This is a genomic window from Fundicoccus sp. Sow4_D5, from assembly GCF_052116365.1.
Taxonomy (GTDB): domain Bacteria; phylum Bacillota; class Bacilli; order Lactobacillales; family Aerococcaceae; genus Fundicoccus.
The window spans coordinates 1-15,260 of the sequence record NZ_JBQKLF010000007.1 but is presented as its reverse complement, the minus strand read 5'-3'; the positions used below and the strand labels follow the sequence as shown (position 1 = coordinate 15,260).

The 15,260-nt window shown below is 38.7% G+C and carries 14 protein-coding genes; 13 read left to right on the top strand and 1 reads right to left on the bottom strand.

The window, feature by feature from the left end; translation table 11 throughout:
• From whiA to ACTQ45_RS08805, 12 genes are all read left to right on the top strand, one after another.
• Positions 1-930: a DNA-binding protein WhiA gene (whiA, locus tag ACTQ45_RS08860; RefSeq protein WP_441752984.1), complete on the top strand. Its 930-nt coding sequence runs from the start codon at positions 1-3 to the stop codon at positions 928-930.
• Between the two features lie 91 nt (positions 931-1,021).
• Positions 1,022-1,411, top strand: a complete 390-nt coding sequence (locus tag ACTQ45_RS08855) for a single-stranded DNA-binding protein (protein ID WP_441752983.1) — start codon at positions 1,022-1,024, stop codon at positions 1,409-1,411.
• A 221-nt stretch (positions 1,412-1,632) separates the two neighbouring features.
• A complete protein-coding gene (locus tag ACTQ45_RS08850; RefSeq protein WP_441753167.1) occupies positions 1,633-2,346 on the top strand; it encodes a response regulator transcription factor in 714 nt (237 codons plus the stop codon).
• Complete coding sequence (locus tag ACTQ45_RS08845) at positions 2,346-3,761, top strand: ATP-binding protein (RefSeq protein ID WP_441763478.1); 1,416 nt, start codon at positions 2,346-2,348, stop codon at positions 3,759-3,761. The genes ACTQ45_RS08850 and ACTQ45_RS08845 overlap by 1 nt, the downstream gene beginning before the upstream one ends.
• A gap of 180 nt (positions 3,762-3,941) precedes the next feature.
• Positions 3,942-5,099, top strand: a complete 1,158-nt coding sequence (locus tag ACTQ45_RS08840; RefSeq protein ID WP_441763477.1) for a hypothetical protein — start codon at positions 3,942-3,944, stop codon at positions 5,097-5,099.
• 160 nt (positions 5,100-5,259) lie between these two features.
• Positions 5,260-5,961: an NAD(P)H-dependent oxidoreductase gene (locus ACTQ45_RS08835; RefSeq protein ID WP_441752977.1), complete on the top strand. Its 702-nt coding sequence runs from the start codon at positions 5,260-5,262 to the stop codon at positions 5,959-5,961.
• 10 nt (positions 5,962-5,971) lie between these two features.
• Complete coding sequence (locus ACTQ45_RS08830) at positions 5,972-6,151, top strand: hypothetical protein (protein ID WP_441752975.1); 180 nt, start codon at positions 5,972-5,974, stop codon at positions 6,149-6,151.
• A 158-nt stretch (positions 6,152-6,309) separates the two neighbouring features.
• Positions 6,310-7,935, top strand: coding sequence for a peptide ABC transporter substrate-binding protein (locus ACTQ45_RS08825; protein WP_441763476.1), 1,626 nt, complete (start codon positions 6,310-6,312; stop codon positions 7,933-7,935).
• Positions 7,936-8,284: 349 nt separating this feature from the next.
• The gene (locus ACTQ45_RS08820) at positions 8,285-9,217 is read left to right on the top strand and encodes an ABC transporter permease (RefSeq protein WP_441752972.1); all 933 of its coding nucleotides are present in this window, start codon (positions 8,285-8,287) and stop codon (positions 9,215-9,217) included.
• Positions 9,218-10,141: an ABC transporter permease gene (locus tag ACTQ45_RS08815; protein WP_441752970.1), complete on the top strand. Its 924-nt coding sequence runs from the start codon at positions 9,218-9,220 to the stop codon at positions 10,139-10,141.
• A gap of 11 nt (positions 10,142-10,152) precedes the next feature.
• The gene (locus ACTQ45_RS08810; protein ID WP_441763475.1) at positions 10,153-11,214 is read left to right on the top strand and encodes an ABC transporter ATP-binding protein; all 1,062 of its coding nucleotides are present in this window, start codon (positions 10,153-10,155) and stop codon (positions 11,212-11,214) included.
• Positions 11,207-12,115, top strand: a complete 909-nt coding sequence (locus ACTQ45_RS08805) for an ABC transporter ATP-binding protein (protein WP_441752966.1) — start codon at positions 11,207-11,209, stop codon at positions 12,113-12,115. The genes ACTQ45_RS08810 and ACTQ45_RS08805 overlap by 8 nt, the downstream gene beginning before the upstream one ends.
• A gap of 110 nt (positions 12,116-12,225) precedes the next feature.
• Here ACTQ45_RS08805 and tyrS read toward each other — a convergent pair whose 3' ends face one another.
• Positions 12,226-13,494, bottom strand: coding sequence for a tyrosine--tRNA ligase (tyrS, locus tag ACTQ45_RS08800; RefSeq protein ID WP_441763474.1), 1,269 nt, complete (start codon positions 13,492-13,494; stop codon positions 12,226-12,228).
• 704 nt (positions 13,495-14,198) lie between these two features.
• Here tyrS and ACTQ45_RS08795 point away from each other — a divergent pair.
• A partial coding sequence (locus tag ACTQ45_RS08795) for a coiled-coil domain-containing protein (protein ID WP_441763473.1) occupies positions 14,199-15,260 on the top strand: 1,062 nt, incomplete at its 3' end.

The following is a 15,260-nucleotide window of genomic DNA, read 5'->3' as shown; positions in this document are numbered from 1 at the left end:
GTGACATTTGCTTCTGACGTCAAGAAAGAATGTACTTTGCTCGAAGTACACAAAGAACACGCTAAAGCTGAACTAGCTGCCCTTATTCGTATGAATGGGGCTGTTAGTTTGTACCAACAGCGCTTTATATTGAATGTGCAAAGTGAAAACGCCGCCATTGCTCGTCGAATTTACACCTTAATGAAGGACCATTATCAAATGGAAAGTGAATTGATTGTTCGTCGGAAAATGAAGTTAAAGAAGAATAACGTTTATATTGTGCGTTGTCGTCAGAAAGTTCAAGAACTATTATCAGATTTAGGAATTTTTGACGGCTTATCGATTAACACGAACGTCGCCGAAGAAATTATGACCAACGAACAGAAGAAACGCTCTTATTTAAGGGGGGCTTTTTTAGCAGGCGGATCGGTGAATAACCCGGAAGCCAGTAGTTACCATTTAGAAATCTATTCGAATTACGAAACGCATAATGATGATTTGTGTCATATGATGAATGACTTTAACTTGAATGCGAAAACGATTGTCCGTCGTAACGGGTACATTACATATATCAAAGAAGCGGAGAAAATCGCTGAATTTCTAGCGGTTATCGGGGCCAATAGAGCCATGTTGAAGTTTGAAGACATCCGGATTATTCGCGATATGCGCAATTCTGTTAACCGATTGGTTAATATGGAGAACGCTAACTTAAATAAGACGATTGATGCGGCGCAGCGTCAACTTGAAGCGATTCGATTAATTGATTCGACACAAGGGCTATCGGTTCTACCTCAAAAACTGCAAGTGATGGCTCGTTTCCGATTGGAAAATCCAGACTTAAGTTTAAAGGAATTAGGCGAACAAGTCCCCGGTGGTCCGATTTCAAAGTCGGGCGTAAACCATCGTTTGCGTAAAATCGTGGAAACAGCTGAACGCTTAACTGAGCGATAAAATTAAGTTTTCGTTAAGATTCACTTTTAAAAAATAGATTTGCCACCCTTTTTGCGTATTTAGTAGTAACACATAAAAAGGAGTGAAAAAAATGAATCAAGCTGTATTTGTTGGTCGTCTCTGTCGAGATGTTTCTGTTCGTAATGTTAATGAAAGTCATCGTGTCATGAATAATACAATTGCTATTAATCGTGCGCACCGTGATCGTAATGGGGAAGTTGTTTCTGATTATATTCCCTTTGTCGCTTGGGACCATTTAGCCGATTTGTTGGATACTTACACACAGAAAGGTTCTTTAGTTAGTTTGTCCGGTATTATGCAAAGTCGTAATTATACCAATAAGGAAAACCAAACGATTTATGTTGTGGAATGTCTCGTAACGGATGTGACCTTAATTGATCGCAAGACGCGCGCCACAGATAACAATCAAAAAATCGTGCCTAAGGATATCCCGGTATCAAAAGAAACACAAGCAGTTTAACGACTAAAACATTATTCGAAGCCTTAAGCAATTGCTCCTCACCGAGCGTGCTTAAGGTTTTTTTGGATTCAATGGGTGTGACTTAGGCGGCTATCAGGTAGTGGGAACTCACACAATCTTCATCGTTTCGTTAAACTATTATCGGATAATTATTGTATAATGGTGTTGTGACTGCCGGTTTTATAGAGGCAGAGTATTGTAAATAAGGAGGTTTTTAGTTGATGAAAGTTTTAATGATTGAAGATAATGAGTCTGTTTGTGAAATGATGTCGATGTTTTTCGAGAAAGAAGCCTTTGCTTCGACTTTTCATCACGATGGTGCTGAGGGTTTCGAAGCTTATAAGAATTCGCCGCATGAGTGGGATATTGTGATTCTAGATTTGAACTTACCGTCAATGGATGGAATGACCATTTGTCGTAAAATGCGTGAAATTTCTAAAGAGACACCGATTATTATGTTAACTGCTCAAGATTCAGAAAGTGACCAAGTGATTGGTCTGGAAATGGGCGCAGATGATTATGTGACGAAACCTTTTAGTCCTTTGACTTTATTAGCAAGAATGAAAGCCCTCCACCGTCGTGCTCAAATTGCACCGAGTGAAGCAGAAGATGGTGCTGAGTCGGCCTTTAATGTTGAAGCAGGGACTGTAAAAATTAATACAGTGACGCGTGAGGCATACTATCTAGAACAACCGATTGAGAATTTAACGCCGAAAGAATTTGATTTGTTAGTAATGTTTTCTAAAAATCCGAAGCGTGTCTTTAGTCGGGATCAGTTATTGAAGAGCATTTGGGAAGATCCTTTTTACGGGGATGAGCGAACGGTGGATGCGCATATTAAAAAATTACGTCAGAAAATTGAAACGGTTGGCCCGCAATTAATTCAAACCGTTTGGGGCGTGGGCTATAAATTCGAGGACCCAGGTGAGGCCTAATGAAGTTTTTATGGCAACAGATTTTAGGCTTTTTAATTGTTATTATTACAGCCTTAGCCATTAGTGCCTATCGTAATTCGAATTATTTGACGACTCAAATTTACAAAGAGCGCGAAGCGCAATTGCTGCAGTACGGTCGCAATATAGTATCGAATAATTTTACGCGTCCGGACTTAGTTCGGGCGTCTCAATTATTAGCCAGCGAGAATATTGTCATTCAAGTTTATTTACAAGATGGTCGTATCATTTATCCAACCTATGACCAACGTTTTGGGTCCAATCTCAGTGAGACTGATTTAGTCAGAATATCAGAAGGGGCTAGTTTAGGTCTTCAATATGCCCAACGGTTTATTGATCCAGATACGCAACTACAAATGACAACCGTTTATATTCCTTTAGCTCAAAACGAAGTGGCGGGTTTCCCCGCTGGTTTTATTAGTTTAGGAGCCCCTTTAGAGTCCTTAGAGGAACAAGTCACGCTGTCGCAAAATCATATTCTTGTGTCATTTATCATCGCGACGATTGTTGGAATTGTGATGAGTGTTTTTTATGCGATGGTTCAAACGCGTAAAATTAAGAAGCTTCAACAAGCAACGCGTGAAATTGCGTCAGGTAACTATGAGGTGCTTGTCGATACGGGAAGTGCGGATGAGTTTGGCGATTTAGCGCGAGACTTTGATGTGATGTCAGAGTCACTGCGTCACTCTCAAGAAGAGATTAAGCGTCAAGAGAATTTGCGCCGCCAATTTATGATGGATGCGGCTCATGAAATGCGAACCCCTTTAACGACCATGAGTGGGCTGTTAGAAGGGCTACAATATGATATGATTCCAGAAGCGCAACGCGGACGTAGTCTTGAATTGATTAGTAAAGAGACGAAACGCTTAACGCGTCTGGTAAATGAGAACTTAGATTACGAGAAGATTCGTAGCCGTCAAATCACTTTGAAGAAGCAAGTGATTAAAGGTTCCCCCTTATTGAATCAAATAAAAGAACAATTAAGTGGCAAAGCGGAACAAAAAAATAATCATATTATTGTTAGTGCGTCAGATGATTTAGAGATTTGGGCTGATTATGATCGAATTGTTCAAATCCTGATTAACCTAGTCACCAATGCGATTCAGTTTTCTGAAAACAGTGACGTTATCCTAAGTGGTGAAATGTCGAAAGATTCTGTTATCTTGAAAGTCATCGATTCAGGAATCGGTATTGACACCCAGCAAATTGAAAGTATTTGGGAGAGGTTTTATAAAGTCGACGTCTCGCGCAAGAATACACAATTTGGGGAGTCAGGTATTGGTTTAGCGGTGGTTCACTCTTTAGTAGATGCGCATGAAGGAAGCATTGAAGTCGAAAGTGAACTTGAGAAAGGTTCTACTTTCACCATTAAGTTACCTCATAGACCCTCTACATAAACTGAATAAAATCAAGCTTAAATTAAAACGACCCATTGAATTTTATTAGTTTTTACTAAGAATCGCGTTTGAATGCATAATTAGCTATTCAAATCACTAGGTTATGTGGTAATATATGAAATGGTGTAAATATAACTTTTACGAAATCAATCTATTCTGAAAAAAGGAGCAACAAACTAGATGAGTAATAAGGTTAAAATTTTAATTATTGCAGCATTAGTTGTCATACTAGTAGCTGTCTTAAATCTATATACATTCTTAGAATCCAGTTCTACAAGTGAGCAACCAACGATTACAAACAATGTGAGTCAAACCGTACAGGAGAAAATTTCTGGGCTTTACATTGATGAACAGACCGGCTTTGTCCGTGAAGAGATAACTGAAGAATATGTAGAAGAATTAAGAAATGAAATTGATGATTTAAATGAGTCAACTCTAGATAAAAACGTATTGAATCGTCAATTAGATGATATTGTTCATCGTGTGGAAGCTAAAGAAGCAGTCAACGCTTTTTACCCTGAAGACACGCCAGCAATTAAAGAGGATCAAGTAGCTGAGAATCTGGCATTTAAAGATGGATTAACCATTGAAGACGTTCAAGTAGCTAAAGAAACATACTACTTTGTTGCAGAAGAGGTTCCAGCTTCAGACTCTGTTCAAACAGAAGAAACTGAAGAAGAACCAGTCGAAACGTTGGATTCTTTCCAAGTAGCAATCAATTCGCATATTGATTATGCTTTAGAAGGATTTGGTTCATATGATGTCGCTAAAAAAGCATTAGAAGAAGTGAAAGCACTGCCTGTTGAAGATGGCCAAATTGGCACCATCGCTCAAGCAATGGCTCGATTCGAAACTGCTTTAGAAGCCGTTAAATTACCAGCAGCTAAAGAAGAATTAACAAAAGCAGCTCAAGAATATATTCAAAGCTTTATTCAAGAAATGCAAGTATTAACCACAAGCATCCCACAATATTATGAATTAGCTCTAACAGCTGTTGAGCCTTCACAATTATTGACAGCGGCTATGCTTGAAAATCAAGCATTATTGAATCCAGTTGAAGAAAGTTCTGAGGAGTCGTCTGAAGAGTCATCAGAAGCGCCAGTCATCGAAGAAGAATGGTCTGAGCCAGAAGATACTTGGACACCACCTGAAGAGTCTTGGACGCCACCAGAGTCATCGACACCACCGGAGTCATCGACGCCACCAGAGTCATCGACACCACCAGAGTCGTCAACTCCGCCGGAATCGTCAACTCCGCCGGAATCGTCAACTCCACCAAATACACCGGATCCAGAACCGAATCCTGGAGAAACTGATTTGGTTAGCAGCACTGACTAACTATGACTAAATAAACACTATAGCGTATCACATCCACCCGAACATCTTCATTGTCATGTTCAAAGGGAATGTGGTACGCTTTTTTTATAAATATGTCGGTTAATTAACCGCATTAGGCTAACAAACTTTAATTAACAACTTTATAAAGGAGATTTTTTGTATGCGTACGATCGTTTATATGGCTCATCCTGATATTGATCAATCGAGTAGCCACCAGTTTTTATTGAGTTCAGGTAAAGCAAATACTGAAGCGGTGTTTGTTGACTTAAGTGAAGAGTTTCAACAACAAGGTGCAACCTTTAATGTCCAGGCAGAACGTCAACGTTTGTTGGCATTTGATCAAATAATTTTTCAGTTTCAATTACATTGGTATCAAGCACCGGCCATAATGAAGATATGGCTAGATATTGTATTCGATACAGACTTCTATGACGAACGCTTTCGTCAAGAATTAAAGGGGAAACGTTTGGGACTGGTTGTGATTGCAGGAGTGAAAGTAGAACACTATCAAGCAGGAGGAAGAGAAGGGCGGACTCTATCGGAACTCTTATCTCCGTATGAATTATTTGCTCGTCATTTCGGCATGACTTATTTAATGCCCTTTGCGGTTCATCAGTTTCATTACATGGACGAAGCGATGAAGTTTGACTTGATGATGCGCTATGCCTGTTTTCTTGAAACTGGAGCGGCGAATAGTTTTACTGCGCTTCAACATTACATTATTGGAAAGTTAGGAAATTTAACGGAAGATGAATTAGCATTATCTGAAACCGATCAATTATTGTTTGATATGTTTACTAATGAACTGATTAATCAAGCGGATGATTTAGATGAATTGAACGATTTAAATGACTTATGGTAGGAGGAATATAATGGATTCTTGGCAAAAAGAAATTATCCCTAAATGGATTGAACAAGCAAAGACATATCCGACTAAAGCTTTGTTACATACTGCAGCAATTATCTATGCTGAACAAAAGCGTCGGCTCGAAAATGAGCGCGGGACTTTAGATGGTTGGATGTGGAGTCCTGAGCAATGGAAGGAAAGCTAACACTAAATGTTAGAATGGTAACAAGATAATTAATCTTTTCTAAGAAAATCATTTGACTTTCTCATAAAAATGGATTAAATTTAGTATTAGAAAAGCTATTAATACGAAAAGGGCATTCTGATTCGGAGTAATGGTAAAATATTTTTAGGAGGAATTTTATGAAAAAATTCTTAAAAAAAGTTGTTATCTTAGGTGCGGCACTGTTAGCATTTGGTCCAGTCACTAGTTTATCAACAGCAATGGTATCCGCTCAGGAAGAACAAGTACTAAACTTAGCAATTGGTTCTGAACCACCAACAATTGATCCGGCTTTAGCAACAGACTCAACATCAGGTGCGATTATTAAAAACGTATTTGAAGGATTAACAGCAATGGATAACGAAGGTGAAATTTTACCTGCAGCTGCTGAATCATGGGAAGTCAGCGAAGATGGTTTAACGTATACGTTCAAATTACGTGAAGGTAACACTTGGTCAAATGGTGACCCTGTAAAAGCAAGTGACTTTGAGTATGCATGGAAACGTGTATTGAATCCTGAAACAGCTTCACAATATGCTTCAATTCTTTATGTACTTGAAGGTGCAGAAGCTTATAACGCTGGCGAAGGCGAAGCAGACGCTGTTGGTGTAACTGCAGTTGACGATTCAACATTAGAAGTTAAATTAGCTAACCCTACTTCATACTTCTTGGAATTAACAGCTTTCTATACCTATATGCCAGTTCACCAAGCAACAGTTGAAGCAGACGCTGACTGGGCATTAGACGCTGGTGACGCTTATGTAACAAACGGACCATTCTCATTATCAGAGTGGGCACACAGTAGTCACTATGTACTTGTTAAGAGTGACAGCTACTGGGATACAGAAAATGTTTCTTTAGATACAGTTAACGTACAAATCATCGAAGCCGAATCTACAGCAAACGCTGAATTCCAAGCGGGTGGTATTGACTACCTAGGCGCGCCTTACAGTACTGTTTCATTAGATGCGATTGATTTATATAGAGCAAATGATGAGTTAAACGTTGCACCATATGCAGCGATTTACTGGTACAAATTGAACACAACAGACGAAGTAATGTCTAATGTGAACATCCGTAAAGCCTTAGCTTTAGCAGTTGACCGTCAAGCTTTAGTTGATAACGTAACTAAAGGTGGACAATTACCTGCCTTAGGTTTAGTTCCTCCAACAAGTGCTGGTTTTGAAGAAGACCGTGGTTATATGGCAGATGCTGATTATGAATTAGCTAAAGAATATTTAGCAGCTGGATTAGAAGAGTTAGGCTTAGCTGATCCAAGTGAATTAACTATTAACATTTCAATCAACACAAGTGAAGCTCACTCAACAATCGCTCAATTTATCCAAGAAGGATGGGCACAAAACTTAGGCATCAATGCGGCTATTGATAACACTGAATGGCAAGTATACTTAGAGCGTCTAAACGTTCTAGACTTCCAAGCAGCTCGTATGGGTTGGATTGCAGACTTTAATGACGCTTCTTCATTCTTAGATATGTATCGTACAGCTGATTCTGGTAATAACGATACTGGTTGGGAAAATGAAGAATTCAAATCTTTAATTGATGAAGCTGCAGCAGAGCAAGATGTAGATGCAAGAACTGACTTACTTGTACAAGCTGAAGCAGTAATGATGGAAGATATGCCAGTTATTCCTTTATATTACTACACTAACTTATTTGTTATTCATGATCATGTTGAAAACATGGCGCCAGACGCATTAGGAAACATTAACCTTAAAGATGTATCGATTTCTTCTGGTGAATAGATTTTGCTAACACAAGAGAGCTTATTCATTGCGAGTAAGCTCTCTTTTTTATAATGTAAATCAGGGAATTGACAGAATAGACTAATATTTGCTCAGTGTGGTTGACATTGATTATAAAATAAGCTAAATTTTACTATGTGATTTTATTATGTGACATCAATTAAGATAAGATGAACTTTTTTCATTTTACTGACTCATAAATTAGAATAATTAAAAGATTTGCTTAGTTATTATTTATAATGTTTGAACGAAGCGATTTATATTACCTATAACTTAGCGAATTCATGTTATCTCTAAAGCTGTTCCTTAGGAGCGGTTTTTTGATGTTTAAATATACGAGGAGGACACAATGACAAAATACGTATTAAAGCGCCTTGTTTACATTGCGATTGCATTGTTCTTTATCGTGACAGCAACTTTCTTCCTAATGAGGTTAGCACCAGGTAACCCATTTGCAAGTGAGCAAACAGTCATGACGCAGGCAATTCAAGATCAATTAAATGAGCAATATGGTTTAAGTAATCCGTGGTATATCCAATACCGTGATTATTTAGTAGATGTTCTTAAATTTGATTTCGGGGAATCAATGAAATATCGCGGTCGTTCAACGAATGACATGATTTTTGAATCATTCCCAGTTTCATTAGTCTTAGGAGGTCAGGCCTTACTGATAGCAATTGGGGGCGGGATTACATTAGGTGTAATTTCAGCAATGAATCATAACCGTGCTGGAGATTATCTAGCAACGATTATCGCTGTCTTAGGTATCTCGATTCCTTCTTTCGTTTTAGCTGGTTTATTACAATACTCACTAGGTTTAAAACTAGGTTGGTTCCCGATTAGTGGGTGGAGAGACTTTTCAAGTACTGTCCTACCGTCAGTTGCTTTAGGAATCAGTTATATGGGTAACATTGCTAAAATGACGCGTTCGAGTTTATTAGAACAAAACACATCGGAGTATGTTAAATTGGCACGAGCTAAAGGGTTGAGAAAATGGTCAGTTGTCTTTAAACATTCACTGCGTAATGCTTTATTACCGGTTGTAAGCTACTTAGGCCCATTAACAGCGGGGATTTTAACAGGTAGCTTTGTTATTGAAAATGTCTTTGCAATTCCTGGATTAGGTCGTCACTTTGTCACAAGTATCAATAACCGTGACTACACGGTCATTATGGGAACAACTGTCTTCTACGCTATTCTATTATTAATAGCCGTATTAGTCGTAGACATTCTTTACGTAATGATCGATCCTAGAATTAAATTGGAAGGAGCTGACAGCTAAATGCAAGAGCAAGAAGTATTGAATGCAGAAGACTTTAGAATTGTCGGCATAAAAGAAGATGAAACGGATGTCCTGAGTGAGAAAACAATTTCCTTTTGGGGAGAAGTTTTCCAAACGTTTATTCGCAATAAGCTAGCTATTTTTGGCTTAGTATTATTAGTTATTATCTTTTTCATGGCTCTTTTTGTGCCAATTTTATCGCCGTATTCATTTAGTGAACAAACAGGCGTCTATAACGCAGCCCCAACTATGACCAACTGGTTTGGAACTGATAACCTAGGGCGTGATGTCTTTGTTAGAGCATGGTATGGTGCGCGTATTTCCTTATTAATTGGTCTATCCGCAGCAGCAATTGATGTTGTTATCGGAGTGTTATATGGGAGTGTTGCTGGCGTTTTAGGCGGACAAACAGACAACATTATGATGCGTATTTGTGATATTCTAACAGCTATTCCAAACCTTCTAGTCGTTATTATGTTACTAGTCGTTATGGAACAAGGTTTATTTACGATGATTATTGCCTTATCAATTACTGGTTGGGTGAGAATGGCTCGGATTGTACGTGGTGAAGTGTTATCTATTAAAAATCAAGAATATGTATTAGCCGCTAGAACTTTAGGCGCCAATACAAATCACTTAATCTTTAAACACTTGATCCCGAATGCAATGGGTTCAATTATTGTAACAATGACATTAACAATTCCTGGCGCTATCTTTGCTGAGGCATTTTTAAGTTATATTGGTTTAGGTGTGACGCCACCAACAGCAAGTTGGGGTACGATGGCATCAGAGGGTAACGAAGCAATTTTAACTGCGCCTTGGCGTCTGTTTTTCCCAGCTTTATTAATCTCAATCACGATCTTTGCCTTTAATGCAGTCGGCGACGGCTTGCGTGACGCATTAGATCCAAAATTACGTAAGTAGGAGGAAAGTACATGTCAGAATTATTATTAGAAGTTAAAGATTTACGCGTGTCTTTCAAAACTTACGCTGGTTTGGTTCAAGCGGTTCGTGGCGTGAACTTCACTTTAAATAAAGGTGAAACGTTAGCGATTGTTGGAGAGTCAGGTTCAGGAAAAAGTGTCACGGCCAATGCTTTAATGCGCTTAATTCCAGAACCGCCTGGACAATATGATGCAGGAGAAATCTTATTAAACGGTGTCAATATTCTTGATAAGACGGAAGAAGAAATGACGAAAATTCGTGGGAATGATATTGCGATGATTTTCCAAGACCCAATGACGGCGTTAAACCCAACCATTCGTGTCGGAAATCAAATCGTTGAAGCCATCCGTATTCACGACAAATCGATTTCACGTGGAGCAGCTGAAAAGCGCGCAATTGAATTGTTAGATGAAGTTGGAATTGCGATGCCAGAGCAACGATTTAAACAATATCCCCATGAATTCTCAGGTGGGATGCGCCAGCGTGTCGTGATTGCGATTGCCTTGGCTGCAGAACCTAAATTATTAATTGCGGATGAACCCACAACAGCATTAGATGTGACGATTCAAGCGCAAATTATCGAGTTAATGAAAGAGATTCAAGCACGCAATGAAAACTCAATTATCTTTATTACCCATGACTTAGGGGTAGTAGCCAACATTGCTGATAAAGTAGCGGTAATGTATGCTGGACAAATTGTGGAGTATGGCGATGTTAATGAGATTTTCTATAATCCAAAACATCCTTATACGTGGGGCTTATTAGGCTCAATGCCTGACTTGGAAAGTGATGATAATGACGAATTATACACCATTCCAGGTGCCCCACCGAATATGATTAACCCTCCAAAAGGAGACGCTTTTGCGGCGCGTAACCGTTACGCAATGGCTGTTGATTATGAAAAGGAACCACCAATGTATAAAGTTAAAGAGAATCATTATGCAAAAACATGGTTATTACATCCAGACTCACCGAAAGTCGAAGTGCCTGAGGTTATTCAAAGACGAATTAACCGTTACTTGGAACTAGAAGGAGGGGCTGTCAATGACTAATAAATTACTAGAAGTTAAAAACTTAAAGCAATACTTTGGTAAGAGTTCAGCTCCAATTAAAGCTGTAGATGGTATCACTTTCGATATTTACGAAGGGGAAGTACTTGGTTTGGTCGGAGAGTCTGGTAGTGGAAAGTCCACAACTGGGCGTTCAATTATCGGTCTTTATGACATCACAGATGGCGAGATTGTCTATCAAGGACAAACGATTAGTGACCAAAAATCTGCACAAGAACGTAAAGAGTTAGCTAAAAGTATTCAAATGATTTTCCAAGATCCTTATGCGTCGTTAAACCCACGTATGACGGTTAGTGAAATCATTGGAGAAGGCTTTGATATCCATGGTTTATATAAGAATAAACAGGAACGATATGAACGAATCGCTGAATTACTTGAATCAGTCGGCTTGAACCGTGAGCATGCAACCCGTTATGCGCATGAATTCTCAGGTGGACAACGACAACGTATCGGAATTGCCCGTGCGCTTTCTTTAAAACCAAAATTCATCATCGCTGACGAACCGATTTCAGCACTAGATGTGTCGATTCAAGCGCAAGTTGTGAACTTATTAAAGACACTGCAACGCGAGCAAAATCTGACCTACCTATTTATTGCCCATGATTTATCCATGGTTAAATACATTAGTGATCGTATTGCCGTAATGCATCATGGTAAGATTGTCGAATTGGGCCCTGCCGCTGAAATTTATGCAAATCCGGTTCACCCATATACGAAATCATTGCTATCTGCAGTGCCTCAACCAGATCCAATTAGCGAGAGCAAACGTACTCGAGTAGAATACGTCCCTGAAGTAGTAACGGGAACTTTAGAAGAAATTGAAGTAAGCCCGCAACATTTCGTTTTCGCAACCAAAGAACAAATCACCAAATGGACTAAATAAAAAAAACCTTCTGACCAGTTCAAGTTTGAACTGTGTCAGAAGGTTTTTTTCTTGCAAAATATGACTTCAAAGCTTACAAGGAATGCAAAAGCCAGAAGGGCTAAAAGTATTTAATCTTCAAAAGTAACTAAGTAGTAATTTTTCTTACCACGACGCACGATAATATATCGTTCACCAATCGCATGTTCTGGACTGATCTCGAAATCTAAATCTGCTATTTTGTCCCCATTAATTGAAATTGCCCCATTCTGAACAAATTCGCGTGCTTGGCGACGTGAGCTAATTAAACCGATATCTACTAACCAAATCGCTAAGTTTTGAGCGACGCGTGGCGCAGTGTAGTGTGGCATGTTTTTGAAACCTTCTGCAATTTGCTTAGTGCTTAAGTCTTTAACGTTTCCAGTAAATAATGCCTCAGTAATCAATAAAGCTTCGTCTAAAGCTTCTTGTCCATGAACAAAACGAGTAATTTCTTCAGCTAAATGTTTTTGACCATTACGCAAATGCGGTTGCTCAGCCACTTCTTTTTCTAAAGTTTCAATTTCTTCAATAGATAAGAAAGTAAAGTATTTCAAGAACTTAACAACGTCACCATCCTGTTGGTTTAACCAGAATTGATAAAATTCATAAGGAGTGGTTTGTTCTGGGTCTAACCAAATAGCTCCCCCAGCAGATTTACCAAATTTAGTACCATCTGATTTTAACATCAATGGAATGGTAAAGCCGTAAGCTTCAGCTTCAGAACCTTCAACACGGCGAATGAAGTCAAGGCCTGCAGTGATATTCCCCCACTGGTCAGCGCCACCAATTTGCACTTGGATATTTTCTGACTTGAATAAGTGATGGAAGTCGATTGATTGTAAAATTTGGTAAGTAAATTCAGTGAATGAGATACCAAATTCTAAACGACTTGCAACAACATCTTTGGCTAACATTTGGTTAACATTGAAGTGTTTTCCATAATCACGTAGGAAACCTAATAATGAAAATTCACTCAACCAATCGTAGTTATTCACAATTCTAAAGCCACTTGCTTCAACATCACCTTTTAAGAATAGTTTGTCCATTTGAGCGGTTAGTTTACGAGCGTTCTCTTGGATTGTTTCCATTGTTTGTAACGTACGTTCGCTGTTACGACCACTTGGGTCACCAATTGAACCAGTCGCACCACCAATAACAACTAAGGGTTTATGGCCTGCTAATTGGAATCTTTTTAAAATCATAAAAGGAATCAAGTGTCCGATATGCATCGAATCACCTGTCGGGTCGACTCCACAATATAAACCGACAGCTTTCTCACTTAATAACTTTTCTAAGCCTTCTGCATTGGTTTGTTGATTAATGGCACCACGCCATTCTAATTCTTTCAAAATTGACAAGCCAAACACTCCTCTTTTTTTAAATTCAATTATTACAATTATATTCATTAATCCTTAGTTACGCAACGGCCTAACTCTCTCTTCTTTGTTTCTTGTAAAATGCATTGAACAGCTTCAAATTTAAAATGACAGAACCGTATAAAAAAACCTAGCACGGCGAGTCAATCAAATGACAAGCGTTGCTAGGTCTGAGAGTGCGAGAAAAACTCTACATTTCGTCCTATTGTGCACAACACAAATCACCTTTACCAAAATTAGCGTAAAAGTAATAATAATATGCGTGTAACATTGCGCAAATAGAAAGTTGCATGGTCTTTTCTCCTTTTCACTAGGTTAAGAACATATTAACATAATTAAAAAAATCAAGCAAGTGTTGAAATGTCTATAAACGTTATTGTATCAACCTTTATAAGGGGAGGGTGAATTTCGTATGACAGTAGTGAAAAAAAAGGTGCACAAGCGAATAAAGTTAATGCGAATTATTCACAAAAAATTCAAATTCATAGGGAAAGGAACATCTTTACAGTAGTGTTACAGAACATATACGAATTGAATAATTCAGCCTAAAGTCCTATGGGATATGGTATATTACATTCAGGCAAAATTTTAGAAGATTTTATCTCTAAGATTTTATGAATAAACTTTGAATTTAAACATTGAGACGAAACACATTCGAGGTAACAAACAAGGAGAGCAAATAAACTATGAAGAAGACTTTAGGTAAAGGCGTATTCAAAACTTTATTGACATCAGCTGTAATTTTAGGATCAGTTGCATCACCAGTTGCAGCGTCAGCTCAAAGCTATGACGATTTAATTGGTGAAACACAATGGGCTATTGATAGCTTGTCAGCTGAGCAGACTGTATTATACGCAGAATTAGCATCAGCTTACGCTGAAATTGAAGTGTTACAAACAGAGGTAACAACTTTATTAGAAAACATCAACGAAGATGACGAAACAATTTATGGCTTAGAAACAGAAGTTTCTGAACTAGAAAGCATTATCGCAAAACGTCAAGAATTAATTGCTGAACAAGCAGTTTCAATTCAAATGAATGGTGGAACTTCAAACTATTTAAATGCAGTAGCTTCATCAGAATCAGTAAGTGACTTTGTAGGTCGTTTAGATGTTGTACGTAAAATGGTTACAGCACACAAAGACTTATTAGATGTTCAAAAAGTAGATAAAGCTGTAGTTGAAACGAAAAAAGTTGAAGCAGAATCAGCTAAACAAGCTAAAGTCGACAAAAAAGTTGAACTTGAAGCTTTAAAAAATGAATTAGAAGTAAGTTCTGCACAAGCAGAAGTAGTTTATGATCAACTAACAAACGATATTAGTTTAGCAGCAGCTAACCGCGATGCGTTAATCGCTGAAAAAGCAGCTTTCGAAGAAGCGCAAAGAATCGCAGCTGAACAAGCAGCAGCAGCTCAAGCGGCAGCAGCGGCGCAAGCACAAGCACAAGCCGAAGCAGTGGCGGCAGCTCAAGCAGCAGCAGACGCACAAGCACAAGCGGAAGCTGATGCGATTGCAGCAGCTCAAGCCCAAGCGGCAGCAGATGCAGCAGCACAAGCAGCAGAAAATGCAGCAGGTGGCGAAGTTGTTGAAGCGCCAGTCGTAGAAGTACCTGAAGTTGAAGTGCCAGTAGAAGAAACTCCAGTCGTAGAAGTACCTGAAGTTGAAGTGCCAGTAGAAGAAACTCCAGTCGTAGAAGTACCTGAAGTTGAAGTGCCAGTAGAAGAAACTCCAGTCGTAGAAGTACCTGAA

Bases quoted from the DNA above. Each gene is read 5' to 3' on its own strand.
- ACTQ45_RS08810 (WP_441763475.1), top strand. From the start codon at position 10,153: ATGTCAGAATTATTATTAGAAGTTAAAGATTTACGCGTGTCTTTCAAA.
- ACTQ45_RS08815 (WP_441752970.1), top strand. From the start codon at position 9,218: ATGCAAGAGCAAGAAGTATTGAATGCAGAAGACTTTAGAATTGTCGGC.
- ACTQ45_RS08850 (WP_441753167.1), top strand. From the start codon at position 1,633: ATGAAAGTTTTAATGATTGAAGATAATGAGTCTGTTTGTGAAATGATG.
- ACTQ45_RS08840 (WP_441763477.1), top strand. From the start codon at position 3,942: ATGAGTAATAAGGTTAAAATTTTAATTATTGCAGCATTAGTTGTCATA.
- ACTQ45_RS08835 (WP_441752977.1), top strand. From the start codon at position 5,260: ATGCGTACGATCGTTTATATGGCTCATCCTGATATTGATCAATCGAGT.
- ACTQ45_RS08830 (WP_441752975.1), top strand. From the start codon at position 5,972: ATGGATTCTTGGCAAAAAGAAATTATCCCTAAATGGATTGAACAAGCA.
- ACTQ45_RS08845 (WP_441763478.1), top strand. From the start codon at position 2,346: ATGAAGTTTTTATGGCAACAGATTTTAGGCTTTTTAATTGTTATTATT.
- ACTQ45_RS08805 (WP_441752966.1), top strand. From the start codon at position 11,207: ATGACTAATAAATTACTAGAAGTTAAAAACTTAAAGCAATACTTTGGT.
- ACTQ45_RS08855 (WP_441752983.1), top strand. From the start codon at position 1,022: ATGAATCAAGCTGTATTTGTTGGTCGTCTCTGTCGAGATGTTTCTGTT.
- ACTQ45_RS08825 (WP_441763476.1), top strand. From the start codon at position 6,310: ATGAAAAAATTCTTAAAAAAAGTTGTTATCTTAGGTGCGGCACTGTTA.
- ACTQ45_RS08820 (WP_441752972.1), top strand. From the start codon at position 8,285: ATGACAAAATACGTATTAAAGCGCCTTGTTTACATTGCGATTGCATTG.